Source organism: Streptomyces hazeniae (genome assembly GCF_031845485.1).
Classification (GTDB): domain Bacteria; phylum Actinomycetota; class Actinomycetes; order Streptomycetales; family Streptomycetaceae; genus Streptomyces; species Streptomyces hazeniae.
Genome location: NZ_JAVREQ010000020.1, coordinates 75780 through 91823 on the forward strand (window position 1 = coordinate 75780; position 16044 = coordinate 91823).

Below are 16044 nucleotides of genomic sequence, written 5' to 3' on the forward strand. Positions count from 1 at the left end.
GCCGAGGGCACCGCGAGCGGCGGACGCCGGGCGGGGGCCGCCGGCGCTAGCGTGGCGGACATGCACCGAGCCCTCCTGCGGCACCGCCCCCGCGGCGGCCCGCCCTGGCGGCGCCCGCCGGAGCCGGCCCGTCCCGACGCCCGCATCCCGTGGCGTTCCGCCCTGTTCCTGGCCGTCTTCACGATGGCCGGTGCGCACTTCGCGGCCGAGGGCCAGACCGGGCGGGAGCCGCTGGACCTCCTCGCCCGGCTGCTGCTGCTCGCCGGGCCCGCGCTGCTGCTGCTCCGCCTCCGCCTGCCGCGTTTCACGGTGTGCGCGGTGGCGGGCGTCTGCCTGGTCTACCTCGCGGCCGGCTATCCGTACGGCCCGGTGTTCCTCAGCGTCGTCGTCGCCGCGTTCTCCGCCGTGGTCTCCGGGCACCGGGTCGCCGCGTGGACGGCCCTCGGCACGCTGTGGGCCGGACACCTCGCCGCCGGGCTCTGGCTCCACCCGTGGCTGCCGCCCGAGGGTGACTCCGGCACCCCGCTGCTCCAGGCGCTCGTGGTCGGCGCCTGGCTCGCCGTGGTCGTGCCGGTCGCCGAACTGGCGCGGGTGCGCCGGGAGCAGTGGGCGCGGGAGCGGGAGGAGCGCGCACGTGCCGAGCAGCGCCGTGCCGACGCGGAACGGCTGCGGATCGCCCGCGAACTGCACGACGTCCTCGCCCACAGCATCTCCGTGATCAACGTGCAGGCCGGAGTGGGTCTCGCCCTCCTGGACTCCGATCCCGAACAGGCCCGCAGCGCGCTCACCACCATCAAGTCCGCCAGCAAGGAGGCGCTGGGCGAGGTGCGCCAGGTGCTCGACACCCTGCGTACCCCGGGCGCCGCACCGCGTGCGCCGGCCCCCGGGCTGGAACGCCTGCCCGAACTGGCCGAGCACGCGGCGGGAGCCGGACTGCGGGTCACCACCGAAACGGTGGGCGACGCGGCGCCGCTGCCGCCCGGGGCGGATCTGGCGGCCTTCCGCATCGTCCAGGAGGCGCTGACCAACGTCGTGCGGCATTCCGCCGCGCGCACCGCCCGGGTGCGACTCGCCCGCCGGCCGGGAACGCTGGAGATCACCGTCGACGACGACGGTCCGCCGTCCGGCGCGGACGGGCCGGACGGCGGCACCTCGGGAGGCAACGGCCTGGCCGGGATGCGGGAGCGGGCAGCCGTGCTCGGCGGCCGCATCGAGGCCGGTCCCCGCCCGGACGGCGGCTTCCGGGTGCGCGCCGTACTGCCCACGGGCCCGGCGGCGCACCGCACCGGGCCACGAGAGGAGACACCGTGATCCGCGTCCTGCTCGCCGACGACCAGTCGCTGGTGCGGGCGGGCTTCCGCGCCCTGCTCGACGCGCAGCCCGGCCTGGAGGTAGCGGGGGAGGCGGCCGACGGCCAGGAGGCGCTGGCCCGGGTGCGGGAACTCGCCCCCGATCTGGTGCTGATGGACATCCGCATGCCCGTGCTCGACGGCCTCGCCGCCACTCGCCGCATCACCGGGGACCCGGCGCTGGGCGCGGTGAAGGTCGTCATGCTCACCACCTTCGAACTCGACGAGTACGTCTTCGAGGCGATCCGCGCCGGCGCCTCCGGCTTCCTGGTCAAGGACACCGAACCGGACGAACTCGTCCGCGCCGTGCACGCCGCGGTGCAGGGAGACGCCCTGCTCTCCCCCGGGGTCACCCGCCGGCTGATCGCCGAGTTCGCCGCCCGGTCCAAGGAGCCGGACGCCGCCACCGCGCTCGCCGGGCTGACCGAGCGGGAACGCGAGGTCATGACCCTGGTCGGGCTGGGGTTGTCCAACGAGGAGATCGCCCGGCGCCTGGTCGTCTCACCGCTCACGGCGAAGACCCACGTCAGCCGGGCCATGGTGAAGCTGGGTGCCCGGGACCGGGCCCAACTGGTGGTGCTGGCCTACGAGTCGGGATTGGTCCGGCCGGGCTGGCTCGGCTGAGGAGCCGCCTCCCGGCGCTCGTGCCACTTCACCAGCACCCACACCACGCGGAGGATGAAGACCCACGAACCCAGCCACTGCGCCGTCCGCAGCCAGCCGTCGGAGGCGCCGTCGAACAGCGTCGGTGACGCCACCGCCAGGAACACCAGCCCGGCCAGCAGACCTCCACTGAGCAGCGCGAAGACGATCTCCACCGCCGCGGCCTCACGTTCGGCCCGCGGACGCGGCCCGCGGCCGTCCGCCCGCCGGGCCCTTCCTGCCTGCTGCTCCGCCTCCATGGGGGCATTGTGCCACCCGGCGCCGCGCCGCGGCATGTCCCCGCTCCACCGGAAGGGCCCGGTCAGGAACGGGGCTGCTTGCGCCGCACGTACAGCTGCTTGCGCACCCGCGCCACCACCGTTCCGTCACCGGCCGTGATCTCGGCCTCGAACCAGGGCAGGGCCTTGTCGCCGTCCGCGGTCGCTTTGCGGATCTCCTCCAGCCGGTCCTCGGTGACGGTGAAGCGCGCGAAGACGTCGCCGCGGCCGGGGGAGACGTACTCGATCTCGGCGGCCTTGTCCCACACGATGTAGTCCCGGCCCAGCCGGTGCACGGCGAGCAGCGCGAAGAACGGGTCGCTCATCGAGTACAGCGACCCGCCGAAGTGGGTGCCGAAGTAGTTGCGGTTGAGCCTGCCCAGCCGGAGCCGCACCAGGGCGGTGCTCCAGTCGTCGGCGATCTCCAGCACCCTGATGCCCGCACCGCGGTACGGCGGCCACCAGGCCAGCGCCCGGCGCAGACCGCGCGGGCTGGACAGGATCTTCTGCATGCTCCGACGCTACCACGAAGTTACTGGCGGGTAGCTCGCCGGGGTGTCCGCCCGGTCAGCCGATCGCCGAGGTCTGCTGCCACAGCGTGGCCACGGAGGCGTCACCCTCGATGCGCACCCCGTCGCCGTACGGCAGCCGGTTCCACAGGGCGAGGTAGAGCGTGGCCGCGGGCCCGCTCAGCCGGCAGTCGGTCTCCCCGTCCGCGCCGCGCTCCACCACAGGCGGCAGCTGCGACATTCGTACGGTCCACGCGCCCCCCGGCAGGTCGGACGCGCGGACCGCGAGCGTCACCGGCCGTTCGCTGCGCACCCGGCTGCGGGGCCGGGTGTGGAAGCCGGTCAGCAGCTCGTCGATGCCGTCTGCGGCGAACTCCGCTGTCACCGGGCCGAGTTCGGCGCCCGCGGCCAGTTCGGCGTCCACCCGGTGGACGCAGGTCTCGTGGGCCTGCCGGCGCGCCCAGAACGCCCGGGCGGAGGGGGAGCCGTCGAGGAACGACCAGCACTCCAGGTCTTCGCGTGCCTCCCGCAGGCAGCCGGTGAGCCGCCGGTGCCCGTCCCGGAACCACGCGGCCAGTTCGGCGTCCGTGACGCTCTCCTCGTCGATCGGGCGCGGTTCGGCACGTGCTTCGGCGACGTAACCGCCCGCCCAGCGGTGCACGTTGCCGGTGTGCAGCAGCAGGTCGCGCACCCGCCAGCCGGGGCACGACGGCACCTCGGCGTCCGGGCCGGCGCGCTCGGCGGCGGCGAGCAGGGCGGCGCCCTCGCTCTCGAGCGTGTCGATGTACGCGGCGGTCTCCATGCCCCGATTCTGCCCGTCCGCTCCGCCGGCGACGCGCACGGCACGGCGGTTCGGTGCCCGTCGGCTCCGGGGCGCGCCGGCTCAGATCACCCGGCGCGCGGCGCAGGCCACCGCGGCGGCGACGGCGGCGAGCGCGGCCACCGTGGTGAGCGCCGCCGTGAGGGACGTCCATTCGGCGACGAAGCCGATGGCGACCGGGCCGAGCAGCATGCCTCCGTATCCCAGCGTGGAGGCGGCGGCCACTCCGCGCGGCCCGGCCAGGGCGCCGGCCCGGCCGATCGCGACCGGGAAGATGTTGGCCAGCCCCAGGCCGGTGACCACGAACCCGGCGAGGGCCAGCCACACGTTCGGCGCCAGCGCGCCCAGCAGCATGCCCGCCGCCGCGGTGGCCCCGCCGGCCACCAGCGCCCGCACCTGCCCCAGACGCTGGAGCAGGGCCGTGCCGCTGAGTCGGCCCACGGTCATCGCCAGCGCGAACACCGCGTATCCGGCGGCCGCGAGGCCCGGGTCGGCGCCGAGGGACTGGGTCAGATGCAGGGCGCTCCAGTCGGCGAGCGCGCCTTCGCCGTACGCCGTGCACAGGGCGATCAGGCCCAGGACGGCGACGACGCCGCGGCGCGAACCGCCGGGACCTCCTGAACCTCCCGAACCGTCCGGGCCGTTCCGCCCGGTGCCCGTCGACGGCGGGCCGCTGCGCCCGGCCGCCGGGGGAGGGGCGGGCCGGGAGAGCAGGGCACGTCCGGCCACGGCCGTCACCGCCAGCCCGATCACGGCGAGCAGCAGGAGATGGCGGGTCGCCGACAGCGAGCCGGCCACCAGCCCGCCCAGGCCGGCGCCGAGCATCCCGCCGAGACTGAACGCCGCGTGGAATCCGGGCATCACGGGTCGTCGCAGGGCGGCCACCAGGTCGACGGCCGCGCTGTTCATCGCTACGTTGATCGCGCCGTACGCGCTGCCGAAGACCAGCAGCACCAGGCCCAGCGCCAGGGCGGAGTGGGTGAGCGGGGGGAGTGCGATGCCCAGCGAGACGAGCGCCGCGGACGCGACGGTGACGTGGTGGTTGCCGAACCGTCCGCACAGCCGCCCGGTGAGCATCATGGTGGCCACCGCGCCGGCCGACACGCCCAGGAGCGCCAGGCCGAGTTCGCCGGCCGAGGCGCCGGTCTGCGCCTTGATGGCCGGGATGCGGACGACCCACCCGGCGAAGAGGAAGCCGTCGAGGGCGAAGAACGCGGTCAGGGCGGTGCGGAGGCGGGCCGGTCCCGGGGCGGGGACGGGGGCGTCCGCGCACATGCGGTCCCCCTCCTCGCCGGTACGACCGGACCGGAGTTTGTTTATGTGCGGCACAAAGCCAGAATAGAGGGGTGACCCAGACGCGTACAACAAGGCTGGACAGGGGCCGGGGCGCCCTCGGCCCGGCACTCGCACTCGTGCACACCGGCCGGGCGCCCACGCGGGCAGTGCTGACCGCCGAACTCGGCGTGACCCGGGCGACTGCCGGCGCCGTCGCGGCCGAACTCGAGGCGCTCGGACTGATCACCGTGGACTCCAGTCCCGGAGCCGCCGTCGGCTCCCAGGGCCGCCCCTCGCACCGCCTCGCCGTCGACCCGGACGGCCCGGTCGTGCTGGCCGCGCAGGTGCACGCCGACGGCTTCCGCGCCGCCCTCGTCGGGCTCGGCGGCCGCATCGTGGCCACCGCCCCCGGCTGCATGACCGTGGACGCCGACCCCGCCCAGGTTCTCGGCGAGGTCGTCGAAGCCGGAGCCGCGCTGCTGCGCGAGACCGGGCGCCGCTGCGTCGGAGCCGGCCTCGCCGTCCCCTCCGCGGTCGCCGAGCCCGAGGGCACGGCCCTGAACCCGCTGCACCTGTCCTGGAAGCCCGGCGCCCCCGTCCGCGACCTGTTCACCCGCTGCCTCGCCGAAGCCGGCGTCGACGGCCCGCGGCCCGGCACCCCCGCCGCGGGCCACGCCGCGAACGACGTCAACCTCGCCGCGCTCGCCGAGCACCGGCACGGCGCGGGGCGCGGCGCCCAGCACCTGCTCGTCGTCGGTACCGGCCACCGCGGCGTCGGCGGCGCACTGGTCCTCGACGGCCGCCTGCACAGCGGCAGTTCGGGGCTCGCCCTGGAGGTCGGCCACCTGACCGTCGATCCGGAGGGCCGGCCCTGCCACTGCGGAAGCCGGGGCTGCCTGGACGTGGAGACCGACCCGCTCGCGCTCCTGGAAGCCGCGGGGCGCGCCCCCGGCCCCGAGGTGTCGCTGCTGGAGCAGGCACGCACCCTCATCCAGGCCGAGTACGCCCGCGACCCCGCCGTGCGGTCGGCGGTGGAGACGCTGATCGGACGCCTCGGACTCGGTCTCGCCGGGCTGGTCAACATCCTCAACCCCGACCGCATCGTCCTCGGCGGCCTGCACCGCGTGTTGGTGGAGACCGACGGCGACCTGCTGCGGTCCGTGGTCGCCGACCGCAGCCTGTGGGGCCGCAGCGGAGGCGTACCCGTGCTGGCCTGCTCGCTGGACCACAACAGTCTCGTCGGCGCCGCAGAACTGGCCTGGCAGCCGGTCCTGGACGACCCGCTGGGCACGCTGGGAGCCACGGCGTGACCGGCCCCGCCGCCGGCCCGGCCGGGAACGGACCGCCGTGGCACATCGGGCCCGGGGCCGAGCGGGATCTGCCGGCGCTGCCCGGCCTCGAGGCGGCCGCGGGTGAGGCTTTCCGTGCCCTCGGCATGGACGCCGTCGCCGACGACACCCCGCCCGCCCCGGAGGAACTGCGCCCGTTCCTGCTCTCCGGCGGCCTCCTGGTGGCCCGTGACCGGGAGGACGGCCCGCCCGTGGCCTACGCCCTGCTCGAGGTCGTCGACGGCTGCCTGCACATCGAGCAGGTCTCCGTCCGTCCCGACCACGCGCGGCAGCGCATCGGCCGTGCCCTGCTGGAGCGTGCGGCGGTCCGTGCGTCGGCCGAGGGCCTGCCCGCGCTCACCCTCACCACCTTCGCCGACGTCCCCTGGAACGCGCCCTACTACCGGCGCTGCGGCTTCCGCCCGCTCGCCCCGCGCGAGGAGACGCCGGGGCTGCGCCGCCTGCGGGCCCGGGAGGCGGCCGCCGGACTCGACCGCTGGCCGAGGCTCTGCATGCGCCGGGACCTCGAAACCGCGTCGTGGCAGGGGAAGTAGGCTCGCCGCATGTCTTCTCCACTCCTCGGCGACCACGAGTACGTGAGCCTGGCGACCCACCGCCGCAGCGGCACCCCGGTGCCCACCCCGGTCTGGGCCGTGCGCGACGGCGACGAACTGCTGGTGTGGACCCGCAGCGACAGCGGCAAGGTGAAGCGGCTGCGCAACGACACGCACGTCACCGTCACCCCGTGCGACGTGCGCGGCAGGATCGACGACGGCGCGGCGGCCGTGCCGGGCACCGCGCGGCTGCTGGAGGACGCCGCCGGGCTCCGCCGGGTCCGGCGGGCGATGGCCGGCAAGTACGGCTGGAAGTTCCGCCTCGTCGACTCCGGGGGCGCGCTGCTGCGCTTGGGCAAGCGCCCGCACACGGGCATCGCCGTACGCCTCGTGGAGACGCCCGCGTCCGGCTCCTGAACCGGATCCCGAACCGGGTTCCCGAACCTGAACCGGCTGTTCACTCTGCGCCGCCCGTACGTCCGCGGCGTCACCGCGCGGGCCGGCTACTCCGTCGGGTGCAGCCGGACTGCCGCCCGCCGTACGACGACGCCGCCGGCGTGCCGGGGCCACTCTCGGAAGCGACGCACACACCGCGACCGAAGGAGCCGATCGGCATGAACACTCCGGCGCACTGGGGCGACGGCGGCCCCGGACCCTGGATCCTGCTCCTCCCCCTGCTCTGGGCGGCCGTGATCGCGGGGGCCGTCCTGCTGCTGCGCCTCGTCCTCCCGCGTCGCGGAGGCGGCCCCTGGCGCGGCGGACCGCCCTGGCAGGGACGGGGCACCGGGGAGGCGAAGGACAGCGCGACCGGTCTGCTGGCGCGCCGTTTCGCCGCGGGCGAGATCGACGAGGACGAGTACTGGCTGCGGCTGTCCGTCCTCAACGAGAGCAGGGGCGAACCGGCCTGAGCCGAGGGCGGGCCGACCGCTTCGCGGCCCGCTCAGGCGTGCTGGGCGCGGGGCCGCCGTTCCCCGAGGGGTGCGGGCCCCGCGTCGTCCGCCGCGGGTACGGCCGCCGGCACCGCCGCCGCCCGAGTGCCCGCCGCCTCCGGGCGGGCCTCGGCGGCGGCCGCCTCGAACACCGGCTCGGCGGGTGCCGTGAACGGAGCGGGGAGGGTGAACCAGACGACCTTGCCCGAGCCGTCGTGCTGCTCGCGGATGCCCCAGCTGTCACTCAGCGCGGCCACCAGAGCCAGCCCCCTGCCGTGGGTGGCCGAGGTGTCCGACACGCGCAGGCTCGGCAGCTGCGGGTCGTGGTCGCGTACCGAGACCGTGAGCCGGTCCCACAGGAAGACCATCTCGACCGTGCAGTGCTTGTCCGGTCCGGCGTGCTGGTGGACGTTCGCCAGCAGCTCGGTCAGGCCGAGGGCCACCCGGTCGATCAGCGGATCGAGATGCCAGTAGCGCAGTTGCGCAGAAACGATCCTGCGGACCTGGCCGATCCGCGAGGGCAGCGCCTGGAACTCGACCGCGCAGTGCCTGCTCGGCCTGCTGTCTCGACTCATCACCACTGCGACTCCCAGGAAGGAGGAGGGCCCGATGGAAAACGCCGGAGGGGATCACTGAGGCGTACGCCGCATCCGGCCGTACGCCACGCCCTTCAGGGTGCGTCCGCGCCCGCCCGCCCGCAAATCGGGACATCCGTCCGGGGCGTCAGCCGCCGAGGACGCCCCGCTCCGCGGCGTCCTTGGCCCGCGCGGTCCGCACCGCGTGCAGCAGCCGGTCGCGGTGCCCCAGCCCCAGCCGCAGCAGGTAGCGCGTGCCGTCCACGGTGGCCAGCGCGCGCCGCGCGCCGTACCAGCCGCCGCCGCTGATCCGCACCCGCTCCAGCGGCGCGCTGTCGATCTCCCGGCCGTAGCTGGTCAGCAGCTCCAGCCGGCCGTTGCGCACCAGCACCCGTCCCGCCCGGGTCAGCGAGCGCAGCAGGCGCCCGATCCGCACGCCGGTCGCCACGTAGTCGGCCTCGCCCATGCCGCACCACCCCTCGTCGCTCATCGCACTGCTACCCCGCCACCGCCCTCCGCATCCCTCCGGGCCCCCGGCGGTGGCCCCCGCAGGCCCGCTCTATGCTCGCCCGATGAGCACCGCAGACGTGGACCGCAGCGACCCCGCCCACCGGACCTGGCTCGCCGAGGCCGTCCGCAAGGTCCGCGCCGAGGGCGCGCGCAGCGCCGACACCCACCTGCTGAGCTTCCCGCTGCCTCAGGAGTGGGGCATCGACCTGTACCTCAAGGACGAGTCGACGCATCCCACCGGCAGCCTCAAGCACCGCCTGGCCCGGTCCCTCTTCCTGCACGCCCTGTGCAACGGCTGGATCCGGCCCGGCCGGCCCGTCGTCGAGGCGTCCAGCGGATCCACCGCCGTCTCGGAGGCCTACTTCGCCGGGCTGATCGGCGTGCCGTTCATCGCCGTGATGCCGCGTACCACCAGCACCGAGAAGACCCGGCTCATCGAGTTCCACGGCGGCCGGTGCCATCTCGTGGACGACCCGCGCACGGTGTACGAGGTCTCCGCCGCCCTCGCGGTGGAGACCGGCGGCCACTACATGGACCAGTTCACCTACGCCGAACGGGCCACCGACTGGCGCGGGAACAACAACATCGCCGAGTCGATCTACCAGCAGCTGCGCCTCGAGCGGTACCCCGAACCCGCCTGGATCGTCGCGACGGCCGGCACCGGCGGCACCTCGGCCACCCTCGCCCGCTACGTGCGCTACCAGCAGTACGACACCCGCATCTGCGTCGCCGACCCGGAGAACTCCTGCTTCTTCGACGGCTGGGTCAACGACGACCCCGGCGTGGTGAGCCACCGCGCCTCCCGCATCGAGGGGATCGGCCGGCCCCGGATGGAGCCCAGCTTCGTGCCCGGTGCCGTCGACCGGATGATGAAGGTGCCGGACGCCGCAACGGTCGCAGCGGTACGACTGCTGGAACGGGCGATCGGGCGCAGGGCGGGCGGCTCCACCGGCACCGGGCTGTGGAGCGCGTTCAAGATCGTCGCCGAGATGCGCGCGGCCGGGCGCACCGGCTCCGTGGTCACCCTGCTCTGCGACCCCGGCGACCGCTACCTCGACAAGTACTACTCCGATACCTGGCTCGCCGAGCAGGACATGGACATCGCCCCGTACACCGCGACGCTCGACGCACTGCTCGCCACCGGACGCTGGAGCGAGCGGGCGAGGTAAGTATCCGGGGTGAGCGGTGGCGGGCGGGCCCGGAGGCGCCCGCCGGTGCGAAGCGTGCCCGTCAGGCGCTCCGGTCCGCCTCCTCGCCGGCCACGAGCACTCCCGGAAGGTGCTCCGCCATCTCCGCGCGCGTCGCGTCCGACAGCCCGCCGTCCGTCACCAGGGTGTCGACGTCCGACAGCCGCGCGAACGAACTGAGCCCCACCGTCCCCCACTTGGTGTGATCCGCGACCACCACCACGCGGCGCGCCGACCCCACGAACCGGCGGTTCGTCTCCGCCTCCGCGAGATTGGGCGTCGACAGCCCGGCGTGCGGCGCGATGCCGTGCACACCGAGGAACAGCACGTCGAAGTGGAGTGACCGGATCGCCGCGTCCGCCACCGGCCCGACCAGCGAGTCCGACGGGGTCCGCACCCCGCCGGTGAGCACCACCGTCGCCCCGTGTGCAGTGTGCGGGTCGCCGGGCGCCGGCCCCGCGGAGTGGAAGACGTCCGCCACCCGCACCGAGTTGGTCACCACCGTCAGGTCCGGCACGTCCAGCAGTTGCCGGGCGAGCTGGTAGGTCGTCGTGCCGCCGGACAGGGCGACCGCGCTGCCCGGGCCGGCCAGCCGCGCCGCCGCACGCGCGATCTCCTCCTTCGCGCCCGCCTCCAGCGACGACTTCACCTCGAAACCCGGCTCGTGCGCGCTCGCCTCCGCCACCGGCACCGCGCCGCCGTGCACCTTCTCCAGCGCTCCGCGGCGGGCCAGGACGTCCAGGTCCCGGCGCACCGTCATGTCCGAGACCCGCAGCCGCCGGGTCAGCTCTCCCACCCGGACCCCGCCCCGTCTGCGCACCTCGTCCAGGATCAGCGAGCGCCGCTGCTCCGCAAGGAGGTTGTGGTTGTCGGCCACCGCGCCCCTCCGTTCTTCACCGCACGTGCACCTGGCCGCCGTAACGCCTCATCCTCCCACGGCCTGCACACCACGTCCCGGCACGATTTCCGGGACCTTCCGGGGGAAGGCCTGCGCCGCGCCCCCGGCGGGCAGCATCCTGAGTGCCGACGCGCACATCAGCCCCGGGGGAGCGACATGCCGACCGAGCCCACGTCCCGCGCCCCGCAGCCCGGCACGCCCCGGGGCGGAGCCGAAGTCCAGGGGCCCGCACTGGAGTTGCTCGTGCACGGCGTCGGCGGCGCCACCCCGCAGGAGATGCTCGGCGACCCCCGCACCGAACGGGTCACCGGCGACGACACCGCCGCCGTCCACCGCCGCACGGAGGACGTCGGTGCCGAGGACCGCCCCCACTCCGGGCGCACGCCGGCCGTGGTGCCCGAGGCGTACTGCTGGTCCCACCTCACCTCCGGCAACAGCGCCCGCGCCCTGTGGCTGCTCCTGCTGCCGTTCATGATCGTCAATCTCGCGCACTGGATGCGCCCGTCCGCCGCCGGACGCCCGCGCCTCGTCCGGGCCCACGGCGCGCTGCTGCGGCTGCTGGCGCTCTCCCTCACCGTGCTGCTGGTCGCCGCCGCCTGCGAGGTCGCCCTGGGCCTCGTGGCGTGGCAGTGCGCCGGTTCGCCGGCATGCGCGGCCGAACGGTCCTGGCTCGGCTTCCTCGCGCCCGGCGCCGACGGCAGCGGCGGTTGGTGGTCGCAGCCCGGCCGGCGGCTCGCCCTCGCCGCGTCCCTGCCCACCGCGCTGACCGTGCTCCTGTGGTGGCTCTCCCGCCGCACCTGGAGCGCGTACGAGTCCCAGTCGCCCTGGCACGGCACCGACGGGCAGCCGGCGCCGGACGGCACGGTCCCGCCCGCACCCGCCCCGGACGGCACCGAGCGGCCGGACCTGTGCCTGCCCGGCTTCTGGTACGGCAGGCGCCTGGTCGCCCGGCTGCGCGCCGCCCACACCGCCGCCGGGCTCCTCACCGTCGCCGCCGCGCTCACCGTCGCGGCCGCCGGACACGATCTCCGGTCCGGCGGCGCCGCGGCCGTGGCGGGAACGGTGCTCGGGGCGCTGCTGGCCGCGGCCACGGCCACGGTCCTGGCCGTCGTGTGCGCACGCGGCCGCGGCGAGGGCTGCCCGGACGTCAGGCGGGACGGCCCGCTGGTGCGCCATCTGCCCGGGGCGGCCGCCGTGCTCCTCGCCCTGTCCGTGCTCTACGCCGCCTGGTCGCGGCCCGGCTGGCAGAGCGCGGGGCGGCTGCCCGGCGACGGCACGTTCGCCGTACTGGCCCTCGCGCAGGGCCTGCTGGTCGCCGGAGTCGCCGTGCTCGGCGTGCTGCTGCACCGCACCACCCGGGTGCCCCGCACCGCGCTGCGCGGCCTGGGCTCGGCCGCCACCGCCATGCTGGGGTGCGCGCTGGGGGGCGTCATGTCCGGCGGGGTCGCCCAGCGCGTCGCCGACTGGCTCGACGGCGGCGCCACCCCCGGTACCGGGGAGGGCCCCATCCCCGGCCCACCGACCGTGCTGACCTGGCAGGCCGCGGTGACACCGCTGCTCCTCGTCCTCCTCCTGGCCCTGCTGTGCGTGCACGCCGTACGGGTCTGGCGGACCGGCTCCCGCCTCGCCGCACACGCCCACCTGGCCTACCCGGGCGCCGAACCCGACGCGGCACGCTCCCGCAGCATCGGCCGGACGGTCGCCGCCGCCCGGCTCACCGACTCCGCGCCACGCGTCGTGGGCATCACCGCCCTCGCCACCCTGCTGCTGGGTGCCGCAGCCGTGGCCGGAGCGCTGCTCACCGGCCTCGTGCCGGGGGAGGCGGCGGACGGCACACCCGCGGTGCTGGACGGAGCCGCCGACACCGTGCAGGCGCTGGGCTCCTGGCTGATGGGCTTCGGCTTCCTGCTGCTGCTGACCCTCGGGCGCCGCGCCTACCGGGACGCCTCGACCCGCCGCACCGTGGGCATCCTCTGGGACGTCGGCACCTTCTGGCCGCGCGCCGCCCATCCGTTCGCGCCGCCGTGCTACGCCGAACGCGCCGTTCCCGACCTCGTGTGGCGCATGGCGACCTGGACCCGCCGCTACGGCGGCGGCCGCCTGGTCCTCTCCGGGCACTCGCAGGGCAGCGTGCTGGCCGCCGCGGCGGTGTGGCAACTCGACCCCGCCACCCGGCGGCAGGTCGCCCTGCTCACCTACGGCTCACCGCTCGCCCGGCTCTACGGCCGCTGGTTCCCCGCCTACTTCGGGCCCGGCCCGCTCCGCGCCCTGCACCGCGAACTGGACTGCTGGCGCAACCTGTGGCGCGCCACCGACCCCATCGGCGGGCCGCTGCGCCTCCCGGACGGCGACGGGACCGCGGTCGACCGCGGGCCGCTGGCCGACCCGCTCGCCTACGGCCGTACGGCCGCCTCTCCGCTGCCGGCGCCGATCCTGGGCCACGGCGCGTACCAGGCCGACCCGGCCTTCGCGGTGGAACGCGCCGCGCTCCTGGCCCGCCTCTGCCCGGAGGCACCGGGGGCACCGGAGGCACCTGCGAAGGATGTGGCGCCGTCCCCCGCCCCCGCGCTGCCCGCCCAGCACGCACCGGCCGGCCCGGAGAGCGACGGCGTTCACGGCCCTCGGGACGCCCCGCCCGGTCAGGACGCGGAGGCGCCCGGCAGGTCCTCCGGGTAGAGCAGCGTCAGGTCGTCGGTGTCCGGCTCGTCCAGCTGCGCCACCCGGCCGGCGTGCCGTTCCACCATGGCCTCGAACGTCTGCCGCGCGGTGCGGCCGTTGCCGAACGAGGGCCCCTTGGGCAGCGCCGCGAAGTGGTCCAGCAGTGCGTCCCCGGTGCCCTTCGCCAGGTGGTACTCGTGCTCGGCGGCCTGCTGCTCGACGATGTGCAGCAGTTCCTCCGGCGCGTAGTCGCCGAAGGTGATGGTGCGCGAGAAGCGGGACGCGACGCCCGGGTTGACGGCGAGGAACCGCTCCATCTCGGTCGTGTACCCGGCGGCGATCACCACGACCTCGTCCCGGTGGTCCTCCATCAGCTTCACCAGCGTGTCGATGGCCTCGCGCCCGAAGTCGCGCCCCGAGTCCTCCGGCGACAGCGCGTACGCCTCGTCGATGAACAGCACGCCGCCGCGCGCCCGGTCGAACGCCTCCTGGGTGCGGATCGCGGTCGAGCCGATGTGCTCGCCCACCAGGTCCACCCGCGACACCTCGACCAGGTGACCGCGCTCCAGCACGCCCAGCGCGTGCAGGATCTCGCCGTACAGGCGCGCCACGGTGGTCTTGCCGGTGCCGGGGGAGCCGGTGAAGACCAGGTGGCGCCGCGCGGACGCCGCCTTGAGCCCCGCCTGCTCCCGGCGGCGGCCCACCTCGATCATGCTGGTCAGCGTCCGCACCTCACGCTTGACGCTGTCCAGGCCCACCAGGCCGTCGAGTTCGCCCAGCACCTCCGTCGCCGGACGGGCCGCCTCCGCGGCCGGTGCCCCGGGCGCCGACGACGCGGCGGCGCCGGGCGCCTTCGCGCCACCGCCGCGGGGCGGCGGGACCGCCTCGGTGGCGGTCAGCAGCCCCGCGGTGGCGGGAGGGGCGGACGCCGTTGCCGCCGGGGGTGCGGGGGCCACAGTGGGGACTGCGGCGGGTGCGGCGCTCTCGTCGCTGGTGCAGTCCTCCACCACCGCGCCCTCCTCCGCGAACTCGTACCCGCCGCGTGCGCAGCGCTCGGTACGGCAGCGGCGCAGCGTGCTGCGGCAGCCGTCGATGACGTGGAAGCCGTAGCCGCGCGATCCGGTGACCCGGCAGCCGTGGAACGTACCGCGGCCCTCGGCCGACACGTACACACCGGCCTCCTCCGGGGAGGTCACCGTGCAGCGTTCGACGACGGGATCCGCGCCCTTCGTGACGATCATGCCGGTCGCGGTGGCGTCGACGGTGCAGTTGGCCAGGGTGCCGCCGCTGCCGTGGTCGCGGAACCACGCGCCGGTGGCGGCCTCCCGGATGCGGCAGTCGTCCAGCCGCACCGTGGCCCCGTCGCTCACCGAGACCGCGGTGCCGCGCACCTGCGTCAGGTCGCAGTCCAGGACGTCCACCTGCGAACCGCGGTCGAGGACGAACAGCGCGTCCGGAACGCCGTGCACCCGGCAGGAGTCCAGCACGGCGGAGGCGCCGTCGCTCACCCACACCGCCGGGTAGTCGCCGGTGCTGTCGTGTATCTCGCAGCCGTTGGCGTCGGCACGGGTGCCCGGGTCCCACACCGACAGGCCGTTGCGGCCGAACCGGCGGACCGTGGAGCGGGTCAGGGTGAGCACCGAACGGGATCGCAGGTCGACCGCGTTCTCCGGGATGTCGTGGATCTCGCAGTCCGCCAGGGTGAGCACCGCGTCGGTGTCGAGGGTGACGCCGTCGGCCGTGGTGCGGTGCACCCGGCAGTCGGTGAGGTGCGCGGTCGCACGGGCCGTGACCTGCACTCCCGCGCCCTTGATCTCGTACACCTCGCAGCCCACGGCCTCGGCGGCGCTGCCGTCGCCGTGGAGGGAGAGCCCGGCGCCCGAGGCGTGGTGGATGCGGCACCGCTCCAGCCGCGGGTGCGCCCCGTCGCCCACCGAGACGCCGGCCTGCCCGGCGGCCACCACCTCGCACTCCTCGTACACGCCGCCGGCCCCGCCGCTGACGCTGACACCCAGCCCGGCCGGGTTGTCCACGGTGCAGCGCCGCACGGTGGGGCGGGCTCCGCCGCGTACCTCCAGTCCCGCGGCGGAACGCGTCATGATGCGGATGCCGGTGAGCTCGGGCGCGCAGTCCTCGATCAGAAGCGCGGGGGCGGAGGCGTCCTGACCCTCGATCTGCAGGTCACGGACGGTCGCCGAGGACCGGACGGTGAGCGCGACGCCGTCCGGCGGAGCGATCCGCACCGAGCCGCCGCCCGCCCGCTCGGGGCCGCGCAGCGTCACGGCCCGTTCCAGGACCAGGTTCTCCCGGTAGGTTCCCGGGGAGACGGTGAGCACGTCCCCGTCGGCGGCCGCCTCCAGCGCCGCGGCGAGCGAACCGTACTCTCCGGTGCGGCGCCGCCAGCGGGAGGTGCCGGTGTGCGTGACCTGGACCGAGGCCTGTCCCATGGACTGCTGCGTCCTCACTTCGTGCGGGGGTTGCCATGACGTGCGGGGGATGCGGGGCTCCACCGTAGCGTGCGCCCACGCCACC

The 16044-nt window shown here is 75.5% G+C and carries 16 protein-coding genes; 8 read left to right on the plus strand and 8 right to left on the minus strand.

Translation table 11 applies throughout. From position 1 onward, the window contains the following. Positions 1 to 60 precede the first annotated feature (60 nt). Together RM572_RS20835 and RM572_RS20840 are read left to right on the plus strand one after the other, a co-directional pair. A complete protein-coding gene (locus RM572_RS20835) occupies positions 61 to 1311 on the plus strand; it encodes a sensor histidine kinase (RefSeq protein WP_311674889.1) in 1251 nt (416 codons plus the stop codon). Next, entirely contained in the window at positions 1308 to 1973 is a 666-nt protein-coding gene (locus RM572_RS20840) for a response regulator (RefSeq protein ID WP_136181442.1), read from the plus strand. The genes RM572_RS20835 and RM572_RS20840 overlap by 4 nt, the downstream gene beginning before the upstream one ends. Here RM572_RS20840 and RM572_RS20845 read toward each other — a convergent pair. From RM572_RS20845 to RM572_RS20860, 4 genes are all read right to left on the minus strand, one after another. Then, positions 1934 to 2251: a DUF6332 family protein gene (locus RM572_RS20845; RefSeq protein WP_311674890.1), complete on the minus strand. Its 318-nt coding sequence runs from the start codon at positions 2249 to 2251 to the stop codon at positions 1934 to 1936. The two genes, RM572_RS20840 and RM572_RS20845, sit on opposite strands and share 40 nt — an antisense overlap. Positions 2252 to 2313: 62 nt before the next feature. Beyond that, complete coding sequence (locus RM572_RS20850) at positions 2314 to 2781, minus strand: DUF4442 domain-containing protein (RefSeq protein ID WP_311674891.1); 468 nt, start codon at positions 2779 to 2781, stop codon at positions 2314 to 2316. A 55-nt stretch (positions 2782 to 2836) separates the two neighbouring features. After that, positions 2837 to 3580 carry a maleylpyruvate isomerase family mycothiol-dependent enzyme gene (locus RM572_RS20855; protein WP_311674892.1) on the minus strand — a complete coding sequence of 248 codons (744 nt, stop codon included), beginning with the start codon at positions 3578 to 3580 and terminating at the stop codon, positions 2837 to 2839. A gap of 81 nt (positions 3581 to 3661) precedes the next feature. Then, entirely contained in the window at positions 3662 to 4927 is a 1266-nt protein-coding gene (locus RM572_RS20860; RefSeq protein WP_394813662.1) for an MFS transporter, read from the minus strand. Positions 4928 to 4944: 17 nt separating this feature from the next. On the opposite strand from RM572_RS20860, the gene RM572_RS20865 reads away from it, so the two are divergent. The 4 genes from RM572_RS20865 to RM572_RS20880 all read left to right on the plus strand — a co-directional run bounded on the left by RM572_RS20865 (position 4945) and on the right by RM572_RS20880 (position 7663). Beyond that, entirely contained in the window at positions 4945 to 6183 is a 1239-nt protein-coding gene (locus RM572_RS20865) for an ROK family protein (protein WP_311674894.1), read from the plus strand. Between the two features lie 44 nt (positions 6184 to 6227). Then, on the plus strand, positions 6228 to 6755 hold the full coding sequence (locus RM572_RS20870; protein ID WP_311674938.1) for a GNAT family N-acetyltransferase: 528 nt from the start codon (positions 6228 to 6230) through the stop codon (positions 6753 to 6755). A 9-nt stretch (positions 6756 to 6764) separates the two neighbouring features. Beyond that, positions 6765 to 7172 (plus strand): PPOX class F420-dependent oxidoreductase, encoded by a 408-nt coding sequence (locus RM572_RS20875; protein ID WP_311674895.1) that lies wholly within the window; start codon positions 6765 to 6767, stop codon positions 7170 to 7172. Between the two features lie 197 nt (positions 7173 to 7369). Then, complete coding sequence (locus RM572_RS20880; RefSeq protein ID WP_311674896.1) at positions 7370 to 7663, plus strand: SHOCT domain-containing protein; 294 nt, start codon at positions 7370 to 7372, stop codon at positions 7661 to 7663. A gap of 32 nt (positions 7664 to 7695) precedes the next feature. On the opposite strand, the gene RM572_RS20885 is transcribed toward RM572_RS20880, so the two are convergent. Both RM572_RS20885 and RM572_RS20890 read right to left on the minus strand, forming a co-directional pair. Continuing rightward, positions 7696 to 8259 (minus strand): ATP-binding protein, encoded by a 564-nt coding sequence (locus tag RM572_RS20885; RefSeq protein WP_311674897.1) that lies wholly within the window; start codon positions 8257 to 8259, stop codon positions 7696 to 7698. Positions 8260 to 8407: 148 nt separating this feature from the next. Then, positions 8408 to 8725, minus strand: a complete 318-nt coding sequence (locus tag RM572_RS20890) for a hypothetical protein (protein WP_311674939.1) — start codon at positions 8723 to 8725, stop codon at positions 8408 to 8410. A gap of 106 nt (positions 8726 to 8831) precedes the next feature. Between RM572_RS20890 and RM572_RS20895 the strand changes: the two genes are divergently transcribed. After that, on the plus strand, positions 8832 to 9938 hold the full coding sequence (locus tag RM572_RS20895; protein WP_311674898.1) for a PLP-dependent cysteine synthase family protein: 1107 nt from the start codon (positions 8832 to 8834) through the stop codon (positions 9936 to 9938). Between the two features lie 61 nt (positions 9939 to 9999). Here RM572_RS20895 and RM572_RS20900 read toward each other — a convergent pair whose 3' ends face one another. After that, positions 10000 to 10833: a DeoR/GlpR family DNA-binding transcription regulator gene (locus RM572_RS20900; protein ID WP_311674899.1), complete on the minus strand. Its 834-nt coding sequence runs from the start codon at positions 10831 to 10833 to the stop codon at positions 10000 to 10002. Positions 10834 to 11010: 177 nt separating this feature from the next. Between RM572_RS20900 and RM572_RS20905 the strand changes: the two genes are divergently transcribed. Then, positions 11011 to 13530, plus strand: coding sequence for a hypothetical protein (locus tag RM572_RS20905; protein ID WP_394813663.1), 2520 nt, complete (start codon positions 11011 to 11013; stop codon positions 13528 to 13530). On the opposite strand, the gene RM572_RS20910 is transcribed toward RM572_RS20905, so the two are convergent. Further along, positions 13494 to 15959, minus strand: a complete 2466-nt coding sequence (locus RM572_RS20910; protein ID WP_311674900.1) for a right-handed parallel beta-helix repeat-containing protein — start codon at positions 15957 to 15959, stop codon at positions 13494 to 13496. The two genes, RM572_RS20905 and RM572_RS20910, sit on opposite strands and share 37 nt — an antisense overlap. Positions 15960 to 16044: the final 85 nt, after the last annotated feature.

Excerpts from the sequence above, each read along its gene's own strand:
- RM572_RS20835 (WP_311674889.1), top strand. The coding sequence starts at position 61 with ATGCACCGAGCCCTCCTGCGGCACCGCCCCCGCGGCGGCCCGCCCTGG.
- RM572_RS20845 (WP_311674890.1), bottom strand. The coding sequence starts at position 2,251 with ATGGAGGCGGAGCAGCAGGCAGGAAGGGCCCGGCGGGCGGACGGCCGC.
- RM572_RS20850 (WP_311674891.1), bottom strand. The coding sequence starts at position 2,781 with ATGCAGAAGATCCTGTCCAGCCCGCGCGGTCTGCGCCGGGCGCTGGCC.
- RM572_RS20855 (WP_311674892.1), bottom strand. The coding sequence starts at position 3,580 with ATGGAGACCGCCGCGTACATCGACACGCTCGAGAGCGAGGGCGCCGCC.
- RM572_RS20875 (WP_311674895.1), top strand. The coding sequence starts at position 6,765 with ATGTCTTCTCCACTCCTCGGCGACCACGAGTACGTGAGCCTGGCGACC.
- RM572_RS20880 (WP_311674896.1), top strand. The coding sequence starts at position 7,370 with ATGAACACTCCGGCGCACTGGGGCGACGGCGGCCCCGGACCCTGGATC.
- RM572_RS20885 (WP_311674897.1), bottom strand. The coding sequence starts at position 8,259 with ATGAGTCGAGACAGCAGGCCGAGCAGGCACTGCGCGGTCGAGTTCCAG.
- RM572_RS20890 (WP_311674939.1), bottom strand. The coding sequence starts at position 8,725 with ATGGGCGAGGCCGACTACGTGGCGACCGGCGTGCGGATCGGGCGCCTG.
- RM572_RS20895 (WP_311674898.1), top strand. The coding sequence starts at position 8,832 with ATGAGCACCGCAGACGTGGACCGCAGCGACCCCGCCCACCGGACCTGG.
- RM572_RS20905 (WP_394813663.1), top strand. The coding sequence starts at position 11,011 with ATGCCGACCGAGCCCACGTCCCGCGCCCCGCAGCCCGGCACGCCCCGG.
- RM572_RS20910 (WP_311674900.1), bottom strand. The coding sequence starts at position 15,959 with ATGGGACAGGCCTCGGTCCAGGTCACGCACACCGGCACCTCCCGCTGG.